This is a genomic window from Hymenobacter sp. B81 (genome assembly GCF_044628455.1).
Taxonomy (GTDB): domain Bacteria; phylum Bacteroidota; class Bacteroidia; order Cytophagales; family Hymenobacteraceae; genus Solirubrum.
Genome location: NZ_JBIYZW010000003.1, coordinates 722,711 through 745,044, shown reverse-complemented (window position 1 = coordinate 745,044; position 22,334 = coordinate 722,711). Strand labels below are relative to the sequence as shown.

The following is a 22,334-nucleotide window of genomic DNA, read 5'->3' as shown; positions in this document are numbered from 1 at the left end:
AATGGCGCGGAGCCGATTGTTGAATCGGCGCTGATCAGCGCCGCGCCAGCTCCTGGTCGACTTCATAGCGGGTTATCTGGTGCGGGTAGTTGGCGTAGAACACGTTGTCTTCGTTCAGCCCGTAGCCCTGCTGCAGGTAGCGTTGGGCCAGTTGCAGGTGCTGCCGCGCGGCGGCGGCCTGACTTAGCGGCCGCAGCGTCAGGGCCAGGTAATAATGCGCGTCGGGAAAGGCGGCATAAATCTGCAGGCAGGCTTCCAGCAAGCGCCGCGCCTCCGGGTAGTTCTTTTGCTCGTAGGCCACCACGCCCTGGTAGAAAAGCGTGTTGAAGTGCACGTCGCGGCGCAGGTCGCCGCGCTGCTGAGCGGCTACGTCGCGCTGCAAGTCGGCCGCGGCCTGCGGCAGCTCGCCCAGCTCCAGGTGGCAGAGGCCGCGGTAAAACCAGTAGGTGTGGTCCATTTCGTAGCCGCCGGGAGTCAGCTGTTCGGCCCGCTCGAAGTCGACCAGGGCGCCGCGGTAATCCTTGGTGAAGATGCACTTCAGGAAGGCCCGGTACGCCAGCCAGCGCTTGGGGTCGAGAGCCACGGCGCGGTCTTCCAACGCAAAAGCCCGGGCGTAGTCGCCGTTTTTGAGGTAGGGAATGGCTTTTTCGCGGTAGGCCAGCGCCATGTTGGGGCACGCGGCAATGAGGCTGTCGCAGTACTTTTCCCAATTGGGGTGGTTGTAGCCGTAGCGCTGCGCCCCGTTTTCGAGGTAGCGGGTAACGAGGCTATCCTGGTAGCGGCGGTCGGCGCAGGGCTCGGGGGCGGCCGGGCGAGACACCGGGGCGCTTTGTCCCTGGCAGCTGCCCAGCGCCAGCCACAGGCTAAGGCAGCACAGCAACGATCTGACCATCGGTGATTTTAAAGGAAAGCAGGGCAATGTAGTTTACGGCCTCGCCGCTGCCGGGCCGTTTGGCCCGCGGCCACTCGCGCAGGCTGCCCACGTAGGCGTACAGGTCTTCTACCAGCTGCGGCGCAAAGCGGTAAGGCTGGTAAGCGGCGTCGGTTTGCAGCACCTGCACCCGGGGCAGGGGCTGGCCTTCGCAGTCGACCCCGAAGCGGAAGGTGACGTAGCCGCTGCCCGCGTACCGGCCGCCGCGGCGGCGCAGCCAGGTCCGGGCCTCGGCCAGCAGGGTAGCCGAGCTGCGCGGGTATTTCGCTTTGACGGAGTAGTAGTACGGATAGCTGGCCGGGCATTTAGGATTCAGCCGCAGGGTAGTATCCATGTACTCGCCCTGCGGCGTGCTGATGCGCTGCCCCCAAGAAGGTCGTGGGCAGCCCAGCAGTGCGCCCGCGAGCAAGAGCCAGGTAAAACGATGACGAAACCTCACGCTGCATAGTTAGCGCAATAAATCCGGGTACTCCGCCCGGCAAAAAGCCGCACCGCCCCTTCCGGCACGATGCGGCCTTATCCGATTCGGGCTGGCGGCGCTTGTTAAGTCAGGCTCACGACCAGCTCCTGGAAGCCGGCCGGCACGACCAGCTGCGGCAGTTCGTGGCCCTTTATGGCCGAGGGCACCAGGGTCACTTCCTGCGCCTGCCCGTCGGCCTGGGCCGTGAGGGTGGCGCCGGTGGTCAGGCCGTGCAGCACCAGGCGGTAGCGCGTCCAGCTGGGCTGGTAGTCGCCCTCGATCTGCTGGCGCAGCGTGAGGCTGGCGCCGTTGCCCTCGAGCCCGAAGCGGCGCACAGTGGCCTGGCCCTGCTCGTAGCCGTAGCCCTCGCCGCCATCGTCGTAGAGCACGCTGGTTTCCTCGCCCTCCTTGTGGTACACGTGCAGGGTCAGCTCGTCGAGGACTTTTTCGCCCACGTACTGCTGCACGGGGTACTGGGGCAGCACCGCGCCGGCCTTCACGTAAAGCGGAATGCGGTTGAGCGGGGCCGCGGCCCACACTTCGGCGCCGCCCTCGCGCAGCTCGTCCGTCCAGTAGTAGTACCACTGGCCCTTGGGCAGGTACATCCAGCGGCCATCCACGCCGGCCTGGGTGACGGGGCACACGAGCAGGTGGTCGCCCACGCCAAACTCGGCCATGCGCTGGTAGGTTTCCACGTCGGTCTGGTCGAGGTAGGCCAGGGGGCGCAGCATGGGCGTGCCCTGCTGCACGTACTGCCAGAACGCGGTGTACAGGTAAGGCAGCAGCTGGTAGCGCAGCTCAATGAAGTGCCGCGCCAGGTCGGCGTACTCCTCGCCGAACGACCAGGGCTCCTGGTCGCCGTGGTCGCCCGAGCTGTGGGTGCGGAAGAAGGGGTGGAAGGCGGCCAGCGCCACCCAGCGGGCGTACAGCTCGCCGTCGGGGGTGTTGATGAAGCCGCCCACGTCGGAGCCCACGAACGAGAAGCCCGAGATGCTCAGCCGCTGGCACTGGATGTTGGCCAGCCACAGGTGCTCCCACGAGGCCACGTTGTCGCCGGTCCAGCCCGAGGAGTAGCGCTGCCCGCCCGCGTAGGTGCTGCGGGTGATGGTGAAGGGGCGGTTGGGGTAGCTGAAGCGCTTCACGCCGGCGTTGGTGGCGCGGGCCATCTGCATGCCGTATACGTTGTGGGCTTTTTTGTGCGAGCAGGGGTTGCCGTCGTAGCCGAAGCGCACATCGTCGGGGAAGGTGCCCTTCTCGAACACGGCCGGCTCATTCATGTCGTTCCACACCCCGCGCACGCCCACGTCCTCGATCAGCCCCTGAAACAGCCCGGCCCACCACTCGCGCACGTCGGGGCGGGTGAAGTCGGGGAAGTTGCACAGGCCCGGCCACACCGAGCCCTTCATCAGCGGGCCGTCGGCGCGGCGGCAGAAGTAGTCGTGCTGCAGGCCCTGCTGGTACACCTCGTACTGCGGGTCGATTTTGATACCGGGGTCGATGATGACCACCGTTTTGAAGCCCTCGTCGGCCAGCTCCTGCACCATCTTCTTCGGCTCGGGGAAGTGCTCCGGGCTCCAGGTGAAGCAGCGGTAGCCGTCCATGTAGTCGATGTCGAGGTAGAGCGCGTCGCAGGGAATGCGGCGCTTGCGGAACTCCGCGCCGATGCCCCGGAACAGGGTATCGGGAAAGTAGCTCCACTTGCACTGGTGGTAGCCCAGGGCCCAGAGCGGGGGCAGCTCGGGCGTGCCGGTGAGCAGGGTGTAGTCCTGGCTTACTTCCGTCAGCGAGGGGCCGTAGATGAAGTAGAAGTTCATCTCGCCGCCGTGGGCCCAGAAGCTCGTCACGTCGGCGCGCTCGGCGGCAAAGTCGAAGTAGCTCTTGAACGAGTTGTCGAAGAACAACCCGTAGGCCAGCTTCTGGTGCAAGGCCAGAAAGAACGGAATGTTCTTGTAGAGCGGATCCGAGCCCTTCACGTAGCCGTAGGTATCGGAGCCCCAGTTGCAGAAGCGCTGCCCGCGCAGGTTCATGTTGGCGGGCTTGTCGCCGAGGCCGAAGTAGTGCACGCCGGGCTGCACCTGCTGGCTCATCTTGACGATGTCGTTGCCGGTTTCGTAGTCGTACTCCCAGTGGAAGCCCTTCTCGTACTCGCACAGCACCGCCCCCGAGCGGTTGAGCAGGCGCACGTGCAGGGTGTCCTTGCCCACGGTGCAGATCAGCCGGCCGGTGGTCAGGCGGTAGTGGTCGGGCTTCTCCACGAACTCCAGCAGCGAGGGAGCCTGCCGCGCGGGCGCGCCCTCGGGAAAGGCGTAGCTGAAGTCGGGCGCAAACTGCCCGTCGGTGGCGTAGCGGAAGCGGATGATTTTGTCGGACACCACCTGCAGGCACAGGGCCACGCCGTTTTGGCAGGTGAAAACAAACTGCGCCGCGGCCTCATCGGCCTGGCAGCGCACCACCTGGTCCGGAAAAAACTCGTGCTTGGCTTTTTCGGCCAAGTCGTTGATCATGTAGTTGAGTTCCTGAATCGACTCGTTCATGGCAGCTCTGGTTCAGGGAAGACGTCACAAAAAGGCCCGCCGGCAAAGGGCGGGCAGCGTAAGCCCGCAAGGTAAGCACGAATTCGCCGAATATATTTGCCCGTGCGCCGGTTGCGGCGCGCCCCCACCCTCGCCCAGCCACCCATGTTCGACGCCGCCACGCCCGCTGTTTTGCTTTTAGGTTGGGACGAGGCCCCCGCCGCCCTGCCACCCGCCCGGGTACTGGCCCAGGCCCGAGCAGCCCGGGTGCAGCTGTGGGTGCCCGCGCCCCTGCGGCCCGGCGCGGCTCCGGCCGCCGTGACCGTGGCCCTGCTCGATGGCGACTTCGAAGCCCGGGTGCGGCCCCGCCCCGCCCGCGCCGCCGCGCTGCCAGCTTCGCCCTACCTCGGCGCCAGCCCGCCCCATGCGGCGCCCCGCTCACCGGCCGTGCCCGCCGCGCCCTACCTCGGCGCCAGCGCTGCCGGGCCGCCGGCCGCGGCCCGGTTCGAGCCGGCTCCGGTTGCCGGCGCCGCCGCGCTGCCGGCCCCGCCTCCCGGCCTGGCGCAGTCCCCCGGCTGGTCGGGCGAGCCGAAAGCTTCCGAAGCGGCCGCTCTGAGCAGCGGCACCCCGCTGGCCGAGGACGACGCGCTGCCGGTAAGGCCCGACGAAGGCGCCCCGGCCGCGGAATCGGCGGATTGGGTTGCGGGGCCAGAATTCGGGGCCGATTCCGCAATCGATTCCAACGAACCCGCCGCCGAATCCGCCACCGAGGCTGAAGCCGACGACGCCCTCGATTCGGCCGAAGCAGCCGCGCCCGCCGAGTCGGCGGATGCGCCGGGGCAGCTCAACTTCCGCATCATTCAGTACGCCCGCCACGCCGTGCACCGCGCCGTAGGCGCGCCCTTCGACGTCATCGTGGCCACCGAGTGGCCCACCTGGCTGGCGGCAGTGGAAATCCGCCAGCTCACGCGCCGCCCGCTGGTGGTGTACTTCGACTTTTCGCCCCGCGAGCAGGCCGCGCCGGCCGACCGCGGCTGGGTGGCCGAGCTGGAACGCTTGGTGCTGCGCCACGCCGACGTGCTGCTGGTGCCCGACGAGGCCCTGGCCCGGCAGCTGTCGGCCCGCTACCAGCTGCCGGCCGGGCGCTTCCGGGTGCGCGGCGCCGGGGCCGACCCTGACCTGACGGCCGCGCTGGTGCTCGATGCCCGCCTGAGCTGAGCGGGCTTGGCTACCTTTACGGCTTCAACTCCTACCCTTTCCGGCATGAACGCTCCCGCCGCTCCCTTCGAGCCCGACCATACTTTTGAAGCTGCCCTTGAGCTGGACAGCGAAAACGGCGGCGTGTTCGTCATCATTCCCTTCAACGTGCAGCAGGCCTACGGCACCCGCGGGCAGGTGAAGGTGCAGGCCACCTTCGACGGCTTTCCCTACCGCGGCAGCCTCGCGCCCATGGGCGACGGGCAGCACCTGCTCATCGTGCCCCGGCAGATTCGCAATGCCATCGAGAAAACCTGGGGCCATACCGTCTCGGTAGCGCTGGCCCTCGACACCCAGCCGCGCATGGCCGAGGTGTCCGACGACCTGGCCCGCGCCCTGACCAATGCCGGCGCCCGGCCCAAGTTCGACAACCTCTCCTACACCCACCAGAAGGAGTTTACCCGCTGGATTGAGGCCGCCAAAACCACCGAAGTGCGCTTCGAGCGCATCCGCAAAACCGTGGAAATGGTGCTGGCCGGCAAAAAGCGCAGCTAGCAAGCCCCGCCCCAGCCTGTCATTGCGAGGAGGCACGACGAAGCAATCGGTCCTTGTCGGTGGCAGAAACCGCAAGAGCCTGACCGACCGAAAATATATTCCGGTTCGTCAGGCTCTTTTGGTTGTGCCGCGAGAGGAAAGATTGCTTCGGCTTGCGCCTCGCAATGACAGGCTCGGGCGGCAGCCTACTTCCTCAATTGCAGCCGTGCCCCGACTCGCCCGAGCCGGGGCACGGCTGGTTTAAGGCCCTACCCGCTTCGCCCTATCTCGACCCGCCCCGGCTTCCCGCGATAATCCTAAACGCTAACATCCAGGCAGCGGCCGCCGGGCGTAGGGAAAGAATAGAGGGAGTATAGACGGAGTATAGAGGCAGCATAGACGGAAATTAAAGGCAGCCTATTGGCAGGATGCAATTACCTTCCACCCACCACGCGGCTAATTTGCGGCCGCTGACGCCGTAAACTGGACCGGCCCCACAAAACGCCTCGCCCCGATCTGCTTTGGTCGGGGCGAGGCGTTTTGTGGGGGTAGCGGGGCGACTGAGCAGGCAGCGGCCGGCTAGCGCCGCCGCTGCAGCACCTGAGCCGTGCGGCTGGGCAAATACAAGCTCAGAAAAGGCGTGCCGTGCTCGTCGGGCTGGGTGAAGTGCTCGATGCCGGTGGCCACGCGCCCGAAGCCGCCAAACTCGGCGGTGTCGGAGTCGAGCACCGGGGCGTAGGTGCCGGCGGTGCCGGCGAAGAAGCGGTAGTCGGGCAGGCTGCGCTCGGGGTGGAAGTTGAAGGCGAAAATCAGCCCGCCGCGCTCAAAGCACAGTACCTTGTTTTCGTCGTCGAGGTGCAGCAGGCGGGCGGGGCCGGCGGCCAGCAGGTGGGTGCGGCGCTCCAGAGCAATCATGGCCCGGTCGAATTGCCGCCAGGCGTGGTAGTACAGCTCCGGGTTGTCGGCCAGCGACCATTGCCGGCGGGCGAAGTGGTGGCTCCACTGGTTGCCCTCGCGGGGAAAGTCGACCCACTCGGGGTGGCCGAACTCGTTGCCGATGAAGTTCATGTAAGCCTCGCCGCCCGCGCCCAGCGTCACCAGCCGAATGAGCTTGTGCAGGGCCACGCCGCGGCCGGTTTCGAGGTCGGGCGCGCCCGAGTGCTGCATGCCGGTGTAGATGCGCGCGTCGAGCAGCCAGTGGGCCAGGGTTTTGTCGCCCACCAGGGCCTGGTCGTGCGACTCGCAGTAGGCCACGGTTTTTTCGCCGGCGCGGCGGTTGGTCAGCTCGTGCCAGAGCCCGCCCAGGCTCCAGTCTTCGTCGCGCTGGTGCTTGAGCTGCCGGATCCAGTAGTCGGGCAGGCCCATGGCCAGGCGGTAGCCGAAGCCCAGGCCGCCCTCGGCCAGGGGCCGCGCCAGACCGGGCATGCCGCTCATGTCCTCGGCAATGAGCAGGGCCGACTTTTTCAGCTCGCGCACCAGGGCCGTGGCCAGCTGCAGGTACAGCACCGCGTCCTCGTCGACCTCGGGGCCGAAGTATTGGTCGTAGGAGCCGAAGCCCACGCCCTCGCCGTGGTGGTGGTAGAGCATGCTGGTCACGCCGTCGAAGCGGAAGCCGTCGAAGTGGAATTCCTCGATCCAGTAGCGCAGGTTGGAGAGCAGGAACTGCTGCACCTCGGGCCGGCCGTAGTCGAACAAGAGCGAGTCCCAGCCGGGGTGGCGGCCCCGCTCGCCGCGGTGGAAGTACAGGTTGCCCGAGCCGTCGAAGTCGCCCAAACCCTCGGCCTCGTTTTTCACGCTGTGCGAGTGCACCACGTCCATCACCACGGCCAGGCCGCGGCGGTGGGCCTCGTTCACGAGGTACTTCAGGTCTTCGGGCGTACCGAAGCGGGCGGCGGGGGCGAAGAAGTTGGCCACGTGGTAGCCAAACGAGCCGTAGTAGGGGTGCTCGGCCACGGCCATGAGCTGCACCACGTTGTAGCCCCCAGCCTGAATGCGGGGCAGAATCAGGTCGGCAAACTCGCGCCAGGAGCCCACGCGGCCTTCTTCCAGGGCCATGCCCACGTGGGCCTCGTAAATCAGCGGCTCTTTCACGCAGTTGGCCACCCGGAAGGTCTGGTCGCTCCACTGAAACGGCGTTTCGGGCCGCCACACCTGGGCGCTGAAGTCTTTGCTCTGCTCGTCCTGCACGGTGCGGCGCACGGCGGCGGGCAGCCGGTCGCGGCGGCCGTTGGCGGCCACCACGTGCACCTTGTAGCGCGAGCCGTGCACCAGGTTGGGAAAGGTCTTCTCGCTCAGGAATACTTCCCACACCCCGTCGGGGCGGCGCGTGAGCGGGGTGTAGCCCCGGTCCCACTGGTTGAAGTCGCCGGTGAGGAACAAAGCCTCGGCCGCCGGCGCCCACTCCCGGAACCAGTAGCCGCGGCGGCGCCCGTCGTAGTGCAAGCCCAGCAGCTGGTGGCGGGTGGCGTAGCGGGTGAGCGTGCCGCACTCGCCCTCAATCTCGCGGCGGCGCTGCTGGTAGCGGTCGAGGCGGCGCTGGAGCACGGCCGCGTAGGGCTGCAGCCAGGGGTCGTGCTCGATCAGAGGCAGCGCGGGTTGGGCCAGGTCGTCGGAGGCGGAGATGGGGGCAGCGGTTTCCATCGGCAGGCAGTGTTTGGGTTCGGGCAAAGCTACGCGCTGCGGCCCCGCCGCCCTACCGGGAGTTGAAATCGGCCGGCAAATGCGCGGGGCAAACGGAGCCGGGGCGTATCTTGGCTAGCTCATGCCGGCTTCCATGTACCGTTCCCGCCTCGTTTCCATCGCGCTGGCCGCGCTGCTGGCCTGCGCCGGCCCCGCCCGCCCCCTTGCCGCCCGCCTGACTACCGCCACGCCCCTGCCCCCGGCCGCCGCGCCGGTTACGGCCGGGCAGGCCATGGTCGTCAGCGCCCACCCGGCGGCCTCGCGCATCGGAGTGGACATCCTGCGCCGCGGCGGCAACGCCTACGACGCTACCGTGGCGGTGCAGTTTGCCCTGGCGGTGGCCTTTCCGGTGGCCGGCAACATCGGGGGCGGGGGCTTCGTGGTGTACCGCGGGGCCGACGGCAGCGTGGGGGCGCTGGATTTTCGGGAAACCGCCCCCGCCAAGGCTTCGCGGGATATGTACCTGGACGCGCAGGGCAACGTGGTGCCCAACCTGAGCACCACCGGGCACCGGGCCGTGGGCGTGCCCGGCACGGTGGCCGGCATGTGGGCGCTGCATCAGAAGCTGGGCAAGCTGCCCTGGCGCGAGCTGGTGCAGCCGGCCGTGGAACTGGCGGCGCGGGGTGTGGTGCTGACGCAGAAGGAAGCGGCCGGACTGAACGCCAACCAGCAGGTGTTTATCGATCAGAACGTGGCCGACATTGGCGGGCACGGCTGGCCGGCCTACGTGCTGCCCGACCAGCGCATTGCCTGGCGGGCGGGTGAAAAACTGCGCCAACCGGCCCTGGCCGCTACCCTGGCCCGCATCCGCGACCAGGGCCGCACCGGCTTCTACCAGGGCGAAACCGCCCGCCTGCTGCTGGCCGAAATGCAGCGCGGCGGCGGCCTTATCACCCAGGCCGACCTCGACGCCTACCAGCCCAAGTGGCGCATGCCCGTGCGCGGCCGCTACCGCCAGTACGAGGTCATCGGCATGCCCCCGCCCAGCTCGGGCGGCGTGGCTTTGCAGCAGCTGCTCACCATGCTGGAGCCCTACGACCTGGCCAAACTCGGCTGGCACTCGGCCCCGGCGGTGCACCTGATAACCGAGGCCGAGCGCCGCGTGTACGCCGACCGCGCCACCTACCTGGGCGACCCGGACTTCGGCCGCGTGCCGGTGGCCGGGCTGCTGGCCGCCGACTACCTGCGGCAGCGCATGCAGGGCGTTACGCTGGCCAGCGCGGCCACTCCTTCGACGCAGGTGGCGGCCGACGCGGGGCTGCCGGGCTACGAGTCAGACCAGACCACGCACTACAGCATTGTGGACGCGCAGGGCAACGCGGTGAGCTGCACCACCACGCTCAACGGCGCGTACGGCTCGAAAGTGGTGGTGGCCGGGGCGGGCTTTTTGCTCAACAACGAGATGGACGACTTCAGCAGCAAGCCCGGGGTGCCCAACATGTACGGCGTGGTGGGCGGCACGGCCAATGCCATCGAGCCGGGCAAGCGCATGCTCTCCTCGATGACGCCCACCATCATCACCGAAAACAACCAGCTGCGGCTGGTCGTGGGCACCCCCGGCGGCAGCACCATCATCACCTCGGTGCTGCAGGCCGTGCTCAACGTGCTCGACTACGGCCTCGACGCCCAGCAGGCCGTGGCCGCCCCGCGCCTGCACCACCAGTGGCTGCCCGACCACCTCGACGTGGAAGCCGGCGCCCTTACCCCCGCCGCCGAGGCCGAGCTGCGCCGCCGCGGCCACGTGCTGAAGCCCCGCGCCGCCTGGGGCCGCATCGACCTGATTGAGCGCCGCCCCGACGGCCGCCTGCACGGCGGCGCCGACCCGCGCGGCGACGACACCGCCCTGGGCTACTAAGCAAGCCCGCCGGCCGGCGGCGCGGCCGCCACCAAAGCCGAACTTCGCGCTACTTTGCCGCCTCAAGCCCATTTCCGTTTGCCCATGCCTGCGTCCCTTCGCCGTTTGCCGCTGCTGTTGCTGCTGTCTGCCTCCCTGCCCGCCGTAGCCCAGCGCGAGGGCGACGGGCCGCCCGCGCAGGACCCGTTCGGCCGGCGCGAAACGCCGGTGCCCGTGCGCGCCATCGGCAACTACCGCAGCCACGCCTATCAGAACGGCATCCTCAGCATCCGCAGCACCGACGGCAGCACCCTGCGCCTGCGCCCCTGGGCCGCGGGCGTGCTGCGGGTAGAGTATTTCCCGGCCGGCGCGGCCCTGCAGCCCGATTCGTCGGTGAGCGTGGTGCAGGCGCCGCTGCGCGACCTACCTGCCGATGCCTGTAACCCTGGCTGCGACGGTCCCCCGTCTCCCGCCCGGGTAGCCCGATTTGGCAACCTGATCTGCCAAGGCATCTTCGCGACCCCCACGGATTTGACCTGGAACTTGGGTTGCTCGGGCATCGTCACGATCCAAAAAAACCCGCTGCGCGTGCGCTACCAGTCCGCTGACGGACTTGAAATAGCCGAAGCCGGCGGGGCGTTTCAGCAGCTAGGAACGGCGGGCGGCACCGGCGTCTCGTTTCGCCTCTCGCCCGACGAGCACCTGTACGGCACCGGCTCGCGGGCCTTGCCCCTGGACCGCCGCGGCCGCCGCCTCACGCTCTACAACGAGGCCCACTACAGCTACCAGAACGGCGAGCCGACGCTGAACGTGACCCTGCCCACGGTGGTCAGCAGCCGGGGCTACATGCTGTTTTTCGACCACCACACCGCCGCCACCCTCGACCTGGGCGCCACCGACAAGAACGTGCTCGAGTACCGCGGCGAGGGGCTGCAAAACCTGGGCTACTTCATCGTCAGCGGCGACTCCTACGCCGAAATTCTGAGCCGCTACACCGCCCTCACCGGCCGGCAGCCGCTGCCGCCGCGCTGGGGAATGGGCCTGATTCAAAGCCGCTTCGGCTACAAATCCGAGCCGGAGATGTACCAGGTGGCGCGACGCATGCGCCAGGCCGGCTTCCCGCTCGACGGGCTGGTGCTCGACCTCTACTGGTTTGGCGGCACCAAGCAGCAGGGCGACTTTCAGTGGGTGCAGCCCAACTTCCCCGACCCGCGGCGCATGATGCGCCGCCTCGACTCGGCGGGCGTGAAAACCCTGCTGATTTCGGAGCCCTACGTGATGCGCACTTCCCGCAACGACGCGCTGGTGCGCCGGCAGCAGCTGGTGGGCCGGGGCCTGAACGGCCAGCCCTACACCGTGGAGTCGTTTTGGGCCGGGCCGGCCACGCTGCTGGATATGTTCCGGCCGGCGGCGCGCCAGTGGATGTGGCAGCAGTACGATAGGCTGAAGCAGGACGGCGTGGGCGGCTGGTGGTGCGACTTGGGCGAGCCGGAAAACCAGCCCGCCGACATGGTCTACGACCTGGGCCCCACACGCCGCATTCACAACGCCTACGGCCAGGCCTGGTCGAGCATCCTGAGCGAAAACTACGCCCGCCAGTACCCGCAGGAGCGGCTGTTCAACCTGGCCCGCTCGGGCTGGGCCGGCATGCAGCGCCATTCGGTGTTCCCGTGGTCGGGCGACGTGAACCGCTCGTGGTCGGGCTACCAGGCGCAGGTGCCCATCATGCTCAGCATGGGCCTGGGCGGCGTGGGCTACATGCACTCCGACGCCGGCGGCTTCTGCGTGGGCCCCGTCGACCCCGAGCTATACACCCGCTGGCTGCAGATGGCCAGCCTTGGCCCCATTCTGCGCCCCCACGGCGAAGGCGTGCCGCCCGAGCCCTACTGGTACCCCGAGCGGTACCAGGCTTCGGTGCGCAGCTACGCCCGCCTGCGCTACCAGTTGCTGCCCTACCTGTATTCCCTGGCCTGGGAAAACAGCCAGACCGGCACGCCGCTCACCCGCCCCATGAACTACGGGACGACTTACCCCAAATTTGAGCTGACGTTAGGCGGCGTTTTACCTGGCTCGTCGGACTTTATCGGCTGGGGCTCACAACCTGAAGGCTTATCAGCCGAAGAACGAGCTGCTGGATTTACAGAGGCCGACGTTGATGGTTGGGGTGCACCTCACACCGCCTATGCAACGGACTTTACGTTTAGTCGCAACAATTTTAGACAGTCCTCCAGCCCAACCTTAAGCAACGTCAACGACCAGTTCTTCCTCGGGCCCAACCTGCTGGTAGCGCCCGTGCTGCACCCCGGGCAGCGCCGCCGCAACGTGGTGCTGCCGGCCGGCAACTGGGTGGATTTTCTCTCCCACGAAACCCTGCCCGGCAACCGCACCATCGGCCGGCCGGCCCCGCTCACGCACCTGCCCCTGCTGGTGCGGGCCGGCGCCATCCTGCCCATGACCGCCTACGTGCCCAGCACCGCGCAGTACCGCACCGACACCCTGCGCGTGCGCTACTACGCCGACGCCACGGTGCCGAGCAGCAGCTTCGTGCAGTATGAAGACGACGGACGCACGGCCAACGCCCACGCTTCGGGTGCCTACCAAACCATCAGCTACCTCGGCCAGACCGCCCCGGCCGCTACGGCGCTGACGGTGCAGCTGCAAGGCCCGGGCTACGCCGGCGCCCCCGCGCAGCGCACGGTGGAGCTGCTGATTCCGCGGGTAGCCACTGCCCCTCCGGCGGTGCTGCTGGGCGGCACGGCCTTGCCGGCCGCCGCCTGGAAGTATCATGCCGAAGCCCACATCCTGCAGGTGTTCTTCCCCCTGAGCGCCGAGGCCACCACGGTTTCGGTACCCGGCCTGCGCCTCGATGCCACGCCTTCCCGGTACGCCGACCCGGACCCGGTAACCCTGGAAGCCCCCGCCAACCGCACCTTTAGCGGCCGCGTGGAGCTGCGCTACACCCTGCACCAGCCCGGCCAGAACGGCCCGCTGCGCATCGTCGACGGCCAGGGCCGGCTGGTACGCACCTTGCCCACGGCCAGCACGGCCGGCGCGCACACCCTAGCCTGGTCCGCTACCGACGCGCAAAACGCCCCCCTGCCCGGCGGCGTGTACTGGGCCGAGCTGGCCGGGCAGCGCCAGCGCCTAGTGCTGCTGCCCCAGTAGCTGCCCGCGACCCAGGCCCGCGTTGGCCTGACGAAAAGCCGCCACGCAACGAAAAGTCCCCTCGGCGCAACCAAAGTCTGCCGCGGTGGGACGGAAATCCGCGACGCCGCAACAAAAGTCCGCGTTGCCACAACGAAAGTCCGCGACCTCGTGGCTCGGAACCGCGAAGTCGCGGTAAAAAGCCGCTCGGTTGCGGTTCCGAACCGGTCAGTCGCGGTTCTGAGCCGCGAGGTCGCGGTTCGGAACCGCGCTATTGCGGTAAAAAGCCGCGACACCGCGGTTCGGAACCGGTCGGTCGCGGTAAAAAGGCGCGAGGTTGCGGTTCCGAACCGCGACCGAGCGGCAAAAAGCCGCAACGGCGCGGCTCTAGGCCGCGAACCGGGCTGAACACGGGGGGCGTGGGCTGCGTTCAGGCCCCATACGCTGAGTACTTTCAGCAGATGCCATGAAGCAAAAGGCCCTTGAATGGCTGCGGCGCTATTTGCCGGCCGAAATTCTGTCGGTGCTGGCCACGCTGGGCTGCGCGGGGCTGGCCTACTGGGCCACCGGCAACCGCGTGAGCACGGCGCTGGCCGGCACCTGGGGCGGCAACGTGGCCTACTTTGGCTGCATTCTGCTCACCGACGTGGTGCAGACCCGCCGCCGGCGCCGCGCCCTGGGGCAGCGCTACACCGCGGCGGCGCTGGGGCGCAACGTGCGCGCCCTGGCCGTGGAGTTCGGCGTGGCCGAGCTGGCCGACAGCCTGCTCATCCGCCCCGCGCTCATGTACTACCTGCCGCTGTGGCTGGGCAGCCTGAGCGGGGGGCTGCTGCTGGCCAAGCTGCTGGCCGACGTGACGTTCTACGTGCCAGCCATCGTGGGCTACGAGCTTAGTAAAAAACACCTGCGCGACGCGCCCTGAGGCGCCCCGCAATCAGTGCTCGGAATAGGCAAACAGGCGCTGGTCGGGTTGGGTATCGGGTTCAATCAGCTGAAATCCGCAGCGGCGCAGCACGCCCAGCGAGGCGGGGCAGTCGGGTGCCGGACGGGCCACAATGCGCTGCACCGGCGGGTGCGCCGACACGCGGGCCAGCAGGGCCCGCAGCACTTCGGTGGCGAAGCCCTGCCGCCGCCAGCCGGCCGTTACCGAGCAGCTGACTTCCACGTTGCCCGCCGCGTCGGGCGGACCGCCGTAGCCGCCGCAGCCCACCAGCTCGGGCGCCACGCTGCCGTAGAGCACGTACCAGCTAAACCAGCCGGCCGCGGCGGCGCCCCCGTCAAGCATTAGCTGCAGCTGCAGCTCCACGGCCGCTCGGTCGTGGTAGTCGGGGGGCCAGTCGGCGGGCAGCGCGGCGCGCAGGTACTCGCCCAGGCCGTTGGGTTGATCCAGCTCAGTCTGCAGGGAAGTGGGCGTAGCGGCTACGAGGCGCAGGCGCGGGGTGTGGATAAGTTGGGCAAGCATGGCAAGGAAAAGAAGGTGCGGCCCTGGGGGTACGGGTCTGCCTGCCGAAAAGCCGTAAGTTTCAGCATGAATCGGTGGAATACTTTTTTACTGGCCGGCGCGCTGCTCGGGCTGGCCGCCTGTCAGTCCCGCTCGCCGGAGGCTGAATCGGCCGCGGCGGCCCCGGAATGCCCGCCCCGGCCCGCCCCCTACACCCTGCGGCACCCGGGCTGGGTGGCCGGCGCCAGCCTCTACGAAGTCAACATTCGTCAGTACACCCCCGAGGGCACCTTCCGCGCCTTCGAGCGCCACCTACCCCGGCTCGACAGCATGGGCGTGGGCATTCTGTGGCTGATGCCGGTGCACCCCATCGGCCGCGAAAAGCGCAAGGGCCGCCTCGGCAGCTACTACTCGGTGCAGGACTACCGCGCCGTAAACCCGGAAATGGGCACCCTCGACGATTTGCGCCACCTGGTGCAGGAAGCCCACAAGCGCGACATGCGCGTGATTCTGGACTGGGTGGCCAACCACACCAGCTGGGACAACCCGCTGGTGCAGCAGCACCCCGACTGGTTTACCCGCGACGCCCGCGGCCGGCTGGTGCCGCCGGTGGCCGACTGGCAGGACGTGGTGGATCTGAACTTCGAGCGCCCCGAGCTGCGCCGCTACATGACCGAGAGCATGGCCTACTGGGTGCGCGAGGCCGACGTGGACGGCTTCCGCTGCGACGTGGCCGGGCTGGTGCCCACGGCCTTCTGGAACGACACCCGCCGGGAGCTGGAGAAAATCAAGCCCGTGTTTATGCTGGCCGAGTGGGACGAGCTGCACGACCCGCCCTTCCTCAAGCCCGGTGAATTCGACCCCCGCACCGGCCTGCTGGAACAAGCCTTCGATGCCACCTACGCCCTGCGCCTGCACTACCTGCTCGACAGCGTGGCCCGCGGCCAGCAGCCCCCCGCCGCCCTCGACGCTTACCAGGCCGCCGAGCGCCGCCGGTACCCGGCCGGCACCCTGCTGATGAACTTCACTTCCTCGCACGACGTGAACACCTGGGCCGGCACCGAGTACGAGCGGCTGGGGGCCAACGCCCTGCCGATGGCCGTGCTGGCGGCCACGCTGCCCGGCATTCCCATGGTATACAGCGGCCAGGAAGCCGGCCTGAAAAAGCGCCTGGCCTTCTTCGACAAAGACCCCATCAGCTGGAACGGCTACCCGCTGCAGGGCTTCTACACCAGCCTGCTGCAGCTCAAAAAGCGCAGCCCGGCCCTGCGCAACGGCGACGCCTGCGCCCGGTTTGAGCGGCTGCCCTCCCCGGCCAGCACCTACGCCTTCGGCCGCAGTCAGGGCCCGGCGCGGGTGCTGGTGGCCGTGAACCTGGGCGCCGAGCTGCAGGAAGTAGCCCTGCCCGCCGGCTGGGCCGGCCAGTACCACGACGTATTTGCCGACCAGGCTTACTCCCTTGCGCCAGGCGCTGTGCTGCCCGTGGAGCCCCACGGCTACCGCGTGCTCGAGCTGCGCCCCGTCGGCGCCAACTAGCCCGCCCGGCCAACCCGCCAGGGGCCGCTGCTAATGCTGCCGGCCCGCGCCGTAGAGTACCTGCCCGGCCCGCACGCCGGTGTGCTGCCCGGCGCGCACCGTGAGGCGGCCATTCACCAGCACGTAGTGCATTCCCACCGAGTACTGGTGCGGCCGCTCGAAGGTGGAGCGGTCCTGCACCGTGGCGGGGTCGAACACCACGATGTCGGCAGCCAGGCCGGGGCGCAGCAGGCCGCGGTCGGCGAGGCCGAAGGTCTGGGCGGGCAGGGAGGTCATGCGGCGCACGGCTTCCTCGAGGCGGATGACGCCCAGCTCGCGCACGTAGCGGCCCAGCACCCGGGCATTGGAGCCGTAGCCGCGCGGGTGCGGCACGCCCTCGCGCCACACCCGGATGCTGGCGTCGGAGGCCACCATGTTGTGCGGGTAGCTCATGATCTGCTGCACGTCCAGCTCGCTCAGCCCGTGAAACACCATGCCCGCGTCGTACTGCAGCACCAGGTCGAGGATGGTGGCGGCTTCGGCGCGGGCGCGGTGGGGCCGGCCCCGGCGGCGGTTTACCTGCTCCAGGCTCAAACCCTGCAGGCTGGTATCGGGCGGAAAGCTGGCCACCACGGCGTAGCTGAAGTGGCGCAGGCCCCGGGCCCGCAGGCGGCGCAGCAGGGCCGCTTCCACGGCCGCGCGCACCGCCGGCCGGGCCAGGCGGGCGCGCAGCGAGTCGCGGCCGTCGGCCTGCACGTCGTCGGGCAGCAGGGTACTCATGCTGGTGGAGCTGGCCGTGTAGGGATACTGGTCGATGGTGACCGGCTGGCCGGCGCGGCGGGCGGCCTCGATCTGGGCCAGCACCGGTGCCACGCGGCCCCAGTTGGGCTGGCCGCCCAGCTTGAGGTGGGAAATCTGCACCGGCACGCCGGCCTCGCGGCCCACCCGCAGGGCCTCAGCAATGGCCGCGTCGATGCTGTCACTCTCGCTGCGCATGTGGGTGGCATAGAGGCCGCGGTAGCAGCCCGCCACCCCGGCCAGGCGCACCAGCTCGGGCGTGCGCGAGTAGGTGCCGGGCACGTAGATCAGTCCCGACGAGAGGCCCAGCGCGCCGGCCTGCATGGCGCTGTCGACCAGGGCTTCCATGCGCTGCAGCTCGGCCTCGGTGGGGGCGCGGCGGGCGCGCCCCAGCACGGCCTTGCGCACGGTGCCGTGCCCGATGAGCGAGGCCACGTTCACCGACAAGCGCAGGCTGTCGAGCTGCCGGAAGTAGCGCCGCAGGTCGGGGCGCGACGAGCCGCAGTTGCCCGTGATGACCGTGGTCACGCCGTCGTGCAGGAAGTTGTCGGCCGTGGGCTGGCGCACTTCGTCGTCTTCGATGTGGGTGTGCACGTCGATGAAGCCCGGGGCCACCACCAGTCCCCGCGCGTCGAGCACCGAGTCGGCGGGGTAGCTGGCGGGCAGCTGGCCCACGGCCACGATGCGGCCCGCGGCCACGGCCACGTCGGCGTAGTACCAGCCGTTGCCGGTGCCGTCGAGCACCCGGCCGTTGCGAATCAGCAGAGAAGCGCGGGTGGGCTGGGCCGCGGCCGCGGTGGCTATGCACCAGAGCAGCAGCGCGAAGAGGTAACGCATACCAAAAGCTTAAGCGAGGGAGCGGAAAGATAGGCAGCCGGCGCGGGCAGGCCCGGCCGCGCCGGGTTCTAATCGTTTTCTAATCCGGTCTTAATCGACTTCTAATAGCATTATAATCCGCCTTTAATTTATCCTAAAAGCCTCGATTCTACCTTTGTAGCGAAGAATCACCTGCCCCCTCCCGTTCGGGCTTGGGGGCCGAGCCCGCCGGCTCAACGCTGCTTTTCGGCTTTGCCCGCGGGCCAACTTCTTTTCCGCTTATCGGTGACTGCTTGGCCCGTGGGCCGGGCCGCTACCCCCATGCCCTTGATGTGCTGCCTATGAACACCGCTGCCCAACCCACTCCCTCGTCTTCGTGGACGCTGGCTTACTTCAAAAACGATTTGCGCGGCGGGCTAGTCTCGTTTCTGGTAGCGGTGCCGCTGTGTCTGGGTATTGCCCTGGCCTCGGGCGCGCCGCTGTTTTCGGGCATCATTGCCGGCATCGTGGGCGGGCTGGTGGTGGGCGTGCTCAGCCGCTCGGCCGTGAGCATCTCGGGCCCCGAGGCCGGGTTGATTCTGGTGGTCGTCAGCGCCCTGGAGGCGCTGGGCTCGTTTCAGGCGCTGCAGCTGGCCGTGTGCGTGGCGGGGCTGCTGCAGGTAGGGCTGGGCTTGCTGCGGGCCGGCACCATCAGCAACTTCTTTCCCTCGTCGGTCATCAAGGGCATGCTGGCGGCCATCGGCATCATTCTCATTCTGAAGCAGCTGCCCCACCTGCTGGGCTACGACGCCGACGCGGCCGAGTCGCTGGCTTTGTTTCCCTGGAACGGCGGCGACCTGCAAGGGCTGCTCACCCACGCCGTGCGCGAGCTGCAGCCCACGGCCCTGGCTATTGCCGCGCTGAGTCTGGCGGTGCTGGTGCTCTGGGAGCAGGACTTCGTGAAAAGCCACGCCCGCTGGTCGAAGGTGCCGGGGGCGCTGGTGGCCATTGTGCTGGGCGTGGCGGTAAACGAAGCGGTGCGGGCCTTTTCTCCCGGCTACGCCCTCGGCGGCACGCACCTGGTGCAGCTGCCCGTGCCCCAGAGCCTGGGCGAGTTTGCCGGTTTGTTTACCCTCCCCGACTTTTCGCAGCTCACCAACCAGCAGGTGTACTGGTCTGCAGCGGCCATTGCGCTGGTGGCCAGCCTGGAAGCCCTGCTAGCCGTAGAGGCCACCGACGAGCTGGACCCGCTCAAGCGCAAGACGCCCACCAACCGCGAGCTGAAGGCCCAGGGCGCGGGCAACCTCGTCAGCGGCTTGCTCGGCGGCCTGCCCCTCACCTCGGTTATCGTGCGCAGCTCGGTGAGCATCAACGCCGGCGGGCGCACCCGGCTGGCGGCGCTGCTGCACGGCGGCTTCCTGCTGCTGAGCGTGGTGCTGTTTCCGCGCCTGCTCAACCTGATGCCCTGGGCCGCCCTGGCGGCGGTGCTGCTGGTGACGGGCTACAAGCTGGCCCGCGTGAGCATCTTCCGCCAGCACTACCAGGCCGGCCTCACCGAGTTCGTGCCCTTCCTGGTCACCATCGTGGCCATTCTGCTCACCGACCTGCTGCTGGGCATTGCCGTGGGGGCCGGCACGGGCTTGTTCTTCGTGCTGCGCGAAACCTACCGCAACGCCCACTTCTTCCAGCAGTACACCGTGCAGGGCCAGGAGCACCTGCGCATCAGCCTGGGGGAGCACGTCTCGTTTCTAAACAAGGCCAGCATCCTGACCGTGCTCAAGGATTTGCCCGCCGACACTACCGTGGAAATCGACGCGACCAGCTCGGCCTACATCGACCGCGACGTGCTCAGCGCCATCGAAAACTTCCGCGAAACGGCCCGCCAGCGCAACATCCGGCTGGTGTTTCTGCGCAAGGGCGACGACTACGCCCAGCACCTGGCCAGTCAGCCCCAGGTGAGCGGCAAGGAAGCCGACTTCGAGGCCTACTACAAGCTGTTTGAGAACAACCGCAACTGGGTGGCCGAAAAGCTGCGCCGCAACCCGCGCTACTTCCAGGACGCCGCCCGCCAGACGCCGCGCTTCCTGTTCATCGGCTGCTCCGATCAGCACGTGTCCATCAGCGAAATGACGGGCACGGCCCCGGGCGAGGTGTTTGTGCACCGCAACGTGGCCAATCTGGTGGTGAGCACCGACCTGAATTTGATGGCCGTGCTGCAGTACACCGTCGACGTGCTCCAGATTCAGCACATCATCGTGTGCGGGCACTACGGCTGCCGGGGCGTGAAGGCCGCCATGCAAAACACCGACGCGGGCGCCGTGGCCGATTGGCTGGAAACCGTGCGCCGCCTGCTGCAGCGCCACCAAACCGAGCTCGACGAGCTGGAAACCGAGGAGCAGCGCTACCGCCGCCTGGTCGAGCTCAACGTCATCGAGCAGGTGTTCAACCTGCACCGCACCGACACCGTGCAGCAGGCCTACCAGCGCCAGCAGCCCCTGCACCTGCACGGCTGGGTGTACGACGTGCACAACGGCATCATGCGCGACCTGGAAGTGGATGTGCGCCGCGACTTTGCCGAGTACGACACCATTTTCCGCTACCAGGTGATGCCCGAGGGCCTGCGCCGCCTGCCCGGCCAGCTCTACCAGGCGCCCTCCATCTACTCCGTCAGCACCGAGCGCGGCCCCATCATTGCCATTCCGCCCCTCGACGCCGACGCCCCGCTGGGCGTGCCGTAGCCGCCCGCCCAAAACCCTGGCCGCGTTTCGCGGTTACCCTGTTCCTTCGCTCCCTCCCCTTTTCCCCGCAGTCCGCCCCGTTACCCACTCGCCCATTTTGCCCCTGCGTGATGAAGGTTTTGATAGTTGAAGACGAGTTGAAAGTGGCTTCCTTCCTGAAAAACGGCCTGGAAGACTACGGCATCGAGGCGGCCGTGGCCCTCGACGCCACCCTGGCCCAGCGCCTGCTGGCCGCCGGCGACTACAGCACCGTGATTCTCGACGTGAACCTGCCCGAGATGAGCGGCTTTGAGTTGTGCCGCTATATCCGCCAGCGCCACGAACGGCTGCCCGTGCTCATGCTCACGGCCATGGCCTCCACCGACCACAAACTCAAGGGCTTCGACGCCGGCGCCGACGACTACCTGGTTAAGCCCTTTGCCTTCGAGGAGCTGCTGGCCCGGCTGCGCGCCCTGCAGCGCCGCTACACCCTCACCGAAGAAAGCGTGCTGAAGGTGGCCGACCTGGAGCTCAACAGCAACAGCAAGCTGGTAAAGCGCGGCGACCGGGCCATTCACCTGACGGCCCGCGAGCTGGCCTTGCTCGAATACTTCATGCAAAACCAGGGCCGCGCCCTCACCCGCCAGGAAATCGTGGGCAAGGTCTGGGACTTGTCGTTCGATACCGGCACCAACGTGGTGGACGTGTACGTGAACTACCTGCGCAAGAAAATCGACCACGACTTCTCGCCCAAGCTGATTCACACCCTCAACGGCATCGGCTACATCTTTCAGAACCGCGAGGCCTAGCCCATGAGTGAGCTGCTGCTGGGGTTGGCGCTCGGGCTGCTGCTCGGGGCGGGCGCGGCCTGGGGACTGGCCGCCCGCCGGCGGCAGCGGACCGGCCGCCAGCTGGCCCGGCTTACCCGGCAGCTGGCCGGCCTCACCGGGGCCGCGCTGGAGCGCCGCCTGCCCGTGCCCGCGGGCGAGCTGGCGGCGCTGACCAATGCCCTCAACGACCTGCTGGCCCGCCTGCAGCAGGCCATGGAAAGCCAGCGCAGCTTCGTGACGCAGGCCTCCCACAAGCTGCGTACGCCCCTGACCAGCATCACCGGCCAGATCGAGGTGACGCTCATCCGGCCCCGCAGCGTGGCCGAGCACGAGCAAACCTGGCAGTCGGTGCTGCAGGACATTGCCCGCCTCAACCAGCTAGCCAACGACCTGCTGGCCCTGGTGCAGCTCACCGCCGACTGCCCCGGCGCCCGCCCCCAGCCCGTGGCCCTCGACGAAGTGGTGTACCAGGCCATTGTGCAGCTGAAAGCCCGCCGCCCCGGCTACCAGGTGCAGTTCGAGTTCGACCCACGGCTCGACGAGCTGAGCGGCCCGCTGGTGGTGGCCGGCGACCCCGACCTGCTGGCGCAGGCCTGCCTGCAGCTGCTCGACAACGGCTGCAAGTTTTCGCCCGAGCGCCGGGTGCACGCGTGGCTGGGGCTGAGCGAGGGACAGGCCGCGCTGGAGTTTCGCGACCACGGCGCCGGAATTACCCCAGCCGACCTGCCGCGCATCTTCGAACCGTTTTTCCGCGGCGACAACGCCCGGCAGGTGCCCGGCAACGGCATCGGACTGGCTTTGGCCCGGCGCGTGGCCGAGCTGCACGGCGGCACCCTGCGGGTGCTGTCGACGCCCCGGCGCGGCACGGTGGCCCGCCTGCAGCTGCCGCTGGCGGCGTAGCCCGGAAACCCGCGGGGCCGCCGGGCGGTATGCAAGCTTTCGGGCC

General features: G+C 68.4%; 15 protein-coding genes. 9 read left to right on the top strand and 6 right to left on the bottom strand.

The window, feature by feature from the left end; translation table 11 throughout:
- Positions 1 to 34: 34 nt before the first annotated feature.
- The 3 genes from ACE191_RS19950 to ACE191_RS19940 form a co-directional block, all read right to left on the bottom strand.
- A complete protein-coding gene (locus tag ACE191_RS19950; protein WP_400194007.1) occupies positions 35 to 892 on the bottom strand; it encodes a tetratricopeptide repeat protein in 858 nt (285 codons plus the stop codon).
- Positions 864 to 1,340, bottom strand: a complete 477-nt coding sequence (locus ACE191_RS19945) for a hypothetical protein (protein ID WP_400194006.1) — start codon at positions 1,338 to 1,340, stop codon at positions 864 to 866. Before ACE191_RS19945 ends, ACE191_RS19950 begins: the two co-directional genes overlap by 29 nt.
- A 134-nt stretch (positions 1,341 to 1,474) precedes the next feature.
- Complete coding sequence (locus tag ACE191_RS19940; RefSeq protein ID WP_400194005.1) at positions 1,475 to 3,925, bottom strand: TIM-barrel domain-containing protein; 2,451 nt, start codon at positions 3,923 to 3,925, stop codon at positions 1,475 to 1,477.
- A gap of 144 nt (positions 3,926 to 4,069) precedes the next feature.
- Between ACE191_RS19940 and ACE191_RS19935 the strand changes: the two genes are divergently transcribed.
- Together ACE191_RS19935 and ACE191_RS19930 are read left to right on the top strand one after the other, a co-directional pair.
- A complete protein-coding gene (locus tag ACE191_RS19935; protein WP_400194004.1) occupies positions 4,070 to 5,122 on the top strand; it encodes a glycosyltransferase family 4 protein in 1,053 nt (350 codons plus the stop codon).
- Between the two features lie 45 nt (positions 5,123 to 5,167).
- A complete protein-coding gene (locus ACE191_RS19930; protein ID WP_400194003.1) occupies positions 5,168 to 5,656 on the top strand; it encodes a DUF1905 domain-containing protein in 489 nt (162 codons plus the stop codon).
- 558 nt (positions 5,657 to 6,214) lie between these two features.
- On the opposite strand, the gene ACE191_RS19925 is transcribed toward ACE191_RS19930, so the two are convergent.
- Complete coding sequence (locus ACE191_RS19925; RefSeq protein ID WP_400194002.1) at positions 6,215 to 8,275, bottom strand: alpha amylase C-terminal domain-containing protein; 2,061 nt, start codon at positions 8,273 to 8,275, stop codon at positions 6,215 to 6,217.
- A 133-nt stretch (positions 8,276 to 8,408) separates the two neighbouring features.
- On the opposite strand from ACE191_RS19925, the gene ggt reads away from it, so the two are divergent.
- The 3 genes from ggt to ACE191_RS19910 all read left to right on the top strand — a co-directional run bounded on the left by ggt (position 8,409) and on the right by ACE191_RS19910 (position 14,214).
- The gene (ggt, locus tag ACE191_RS19920; protein WP_400194001.1) at positions 8,409 to 10,169 is read left to right on the top strand and encodes a gamma-glutamyltransferase; all 1,761 of its coding nucleotides are present in this window, start codon (positions 8,409 to 8,411) and stop codon (positions 10,167 to 10,169) included.
- 84 nt (positions 10,170 to 10,253) lie between these two features.
- Positions 10,254 to 13,313, top strand: a complete 3,060-nt coding sequence (locus ACE191_RS19915) for a TIM-barrel domain-containing protein (protein WP_400194000.1) — start codon at positions 10,254 to 10,256, stop codon at positions 13,311 to 13,313.
- Positions 13,314 to 13,758: 445 nt separating this feature from the next.
- Positions 13,759 to 14,214, top strand: a complete 456-nt coding sequence (locus ACE191_RS19910; RefSeq protein WP_400193999.1) for a hypothetical protein — start codon at positions 13,759 to 13,761, stop codon at positions 14,212 to 14,214.
- A gap of 12 nt (positions 14,215 to 14,226) precedes the next feature.
- Here the strand turns inward: ACE191_RS19910 and ACE191_RS19905 are convergent, their stop codons facing one another.
- Positions 14,227 to 14,754, bottom strand: coding sequence for a GNAT family N-acetyltransferase (locus ACE191_RS19905; protein WP_400193998.1), 528 nt, complete (start codon positions 14,752 to 14,754; stop codon positions 14,227 to 14,229).
- Between the two features lie 66 nt (positions 14,755 to 14,820).
- On the opposite strand from ACE191_RS19905, the gene ACE191_RS19900 reads away from it, so the two are divergent.
- Entirely contained in the window at positions 14,821 to 16,269 is a 1,449-nt protein-coding gene (locus ACE191_RS19900) for an alpha-amylase family glycosyl hydrolase (protein WP_400193997.1), read from the top strand.
- Between the two features lie 30 nt (positions 16,270 to 16,299).
- Here ACE191_RS19900 and ACE191_RS19895 read toward each other — a convergent pair whose 3' ends face one another.
- Positions 16,300 to 17,883: an amidohydrolase family protein gene (locus ACE191_RS19895; protein ID WP_400193996.1), complete on the bottom strand. Its 1,584-nt coding sequence runs from the start codon at positions 17,881 to 17,883 to the stop codon at positions 16,300 to 16,302.
- 320 nt (positions 17,884 to 18,203) lie between these two features.
- Between ACE191_RS19895 and ACE191_RS19890 the strand changes: the two genes are divergently transcribed.
- The 3 genes from ACE191_RS19890 to ACE191_RS19880 all read left to right on the top strand — a co-directional run bounded on the left by ACE191_RS19890 (position 18,204) and on the right by ACE191_RS19880 (position 22,288).
- Complete coding sequence (locus tag ACE191_RS19890) at positions 18,204 to 20,579, top strand: SulP family inorganic anion transporter (protein WP_400193995.1); 2,376 nt, start codon at positions 18,204 to 18,206, stop codon at positions 20,577 to 20,579.
- Positions 20,580 to 20,689: 110 nt separating this feature from the next.
- Complete coding sequence (locus ACE191_RS19885) at positions 20,690 to 21,367, top strand: response regulator transcription factor (protein WP_400193994.1); 678 nt, start codon at positions 20,690 to 20,692, stop codon at positions 21,365 to 21,367.
- A gap of 3 nt (positions 21,368 to 21,370) precedes the next feature.
- Positions 21,371 to 22,288 (top strand): sensor histidine kinase, encoded by a 918-nt coding sequence (locus ACE191_RS19880; protein ID WP_400193993.1) that lies wholly within the window; start codon positions 21,371 to 21,373, stop codon positions 22,286 to 22,288.
- Positions 22,289 to 22,334 lie beyond the last annotated feature (46 nt).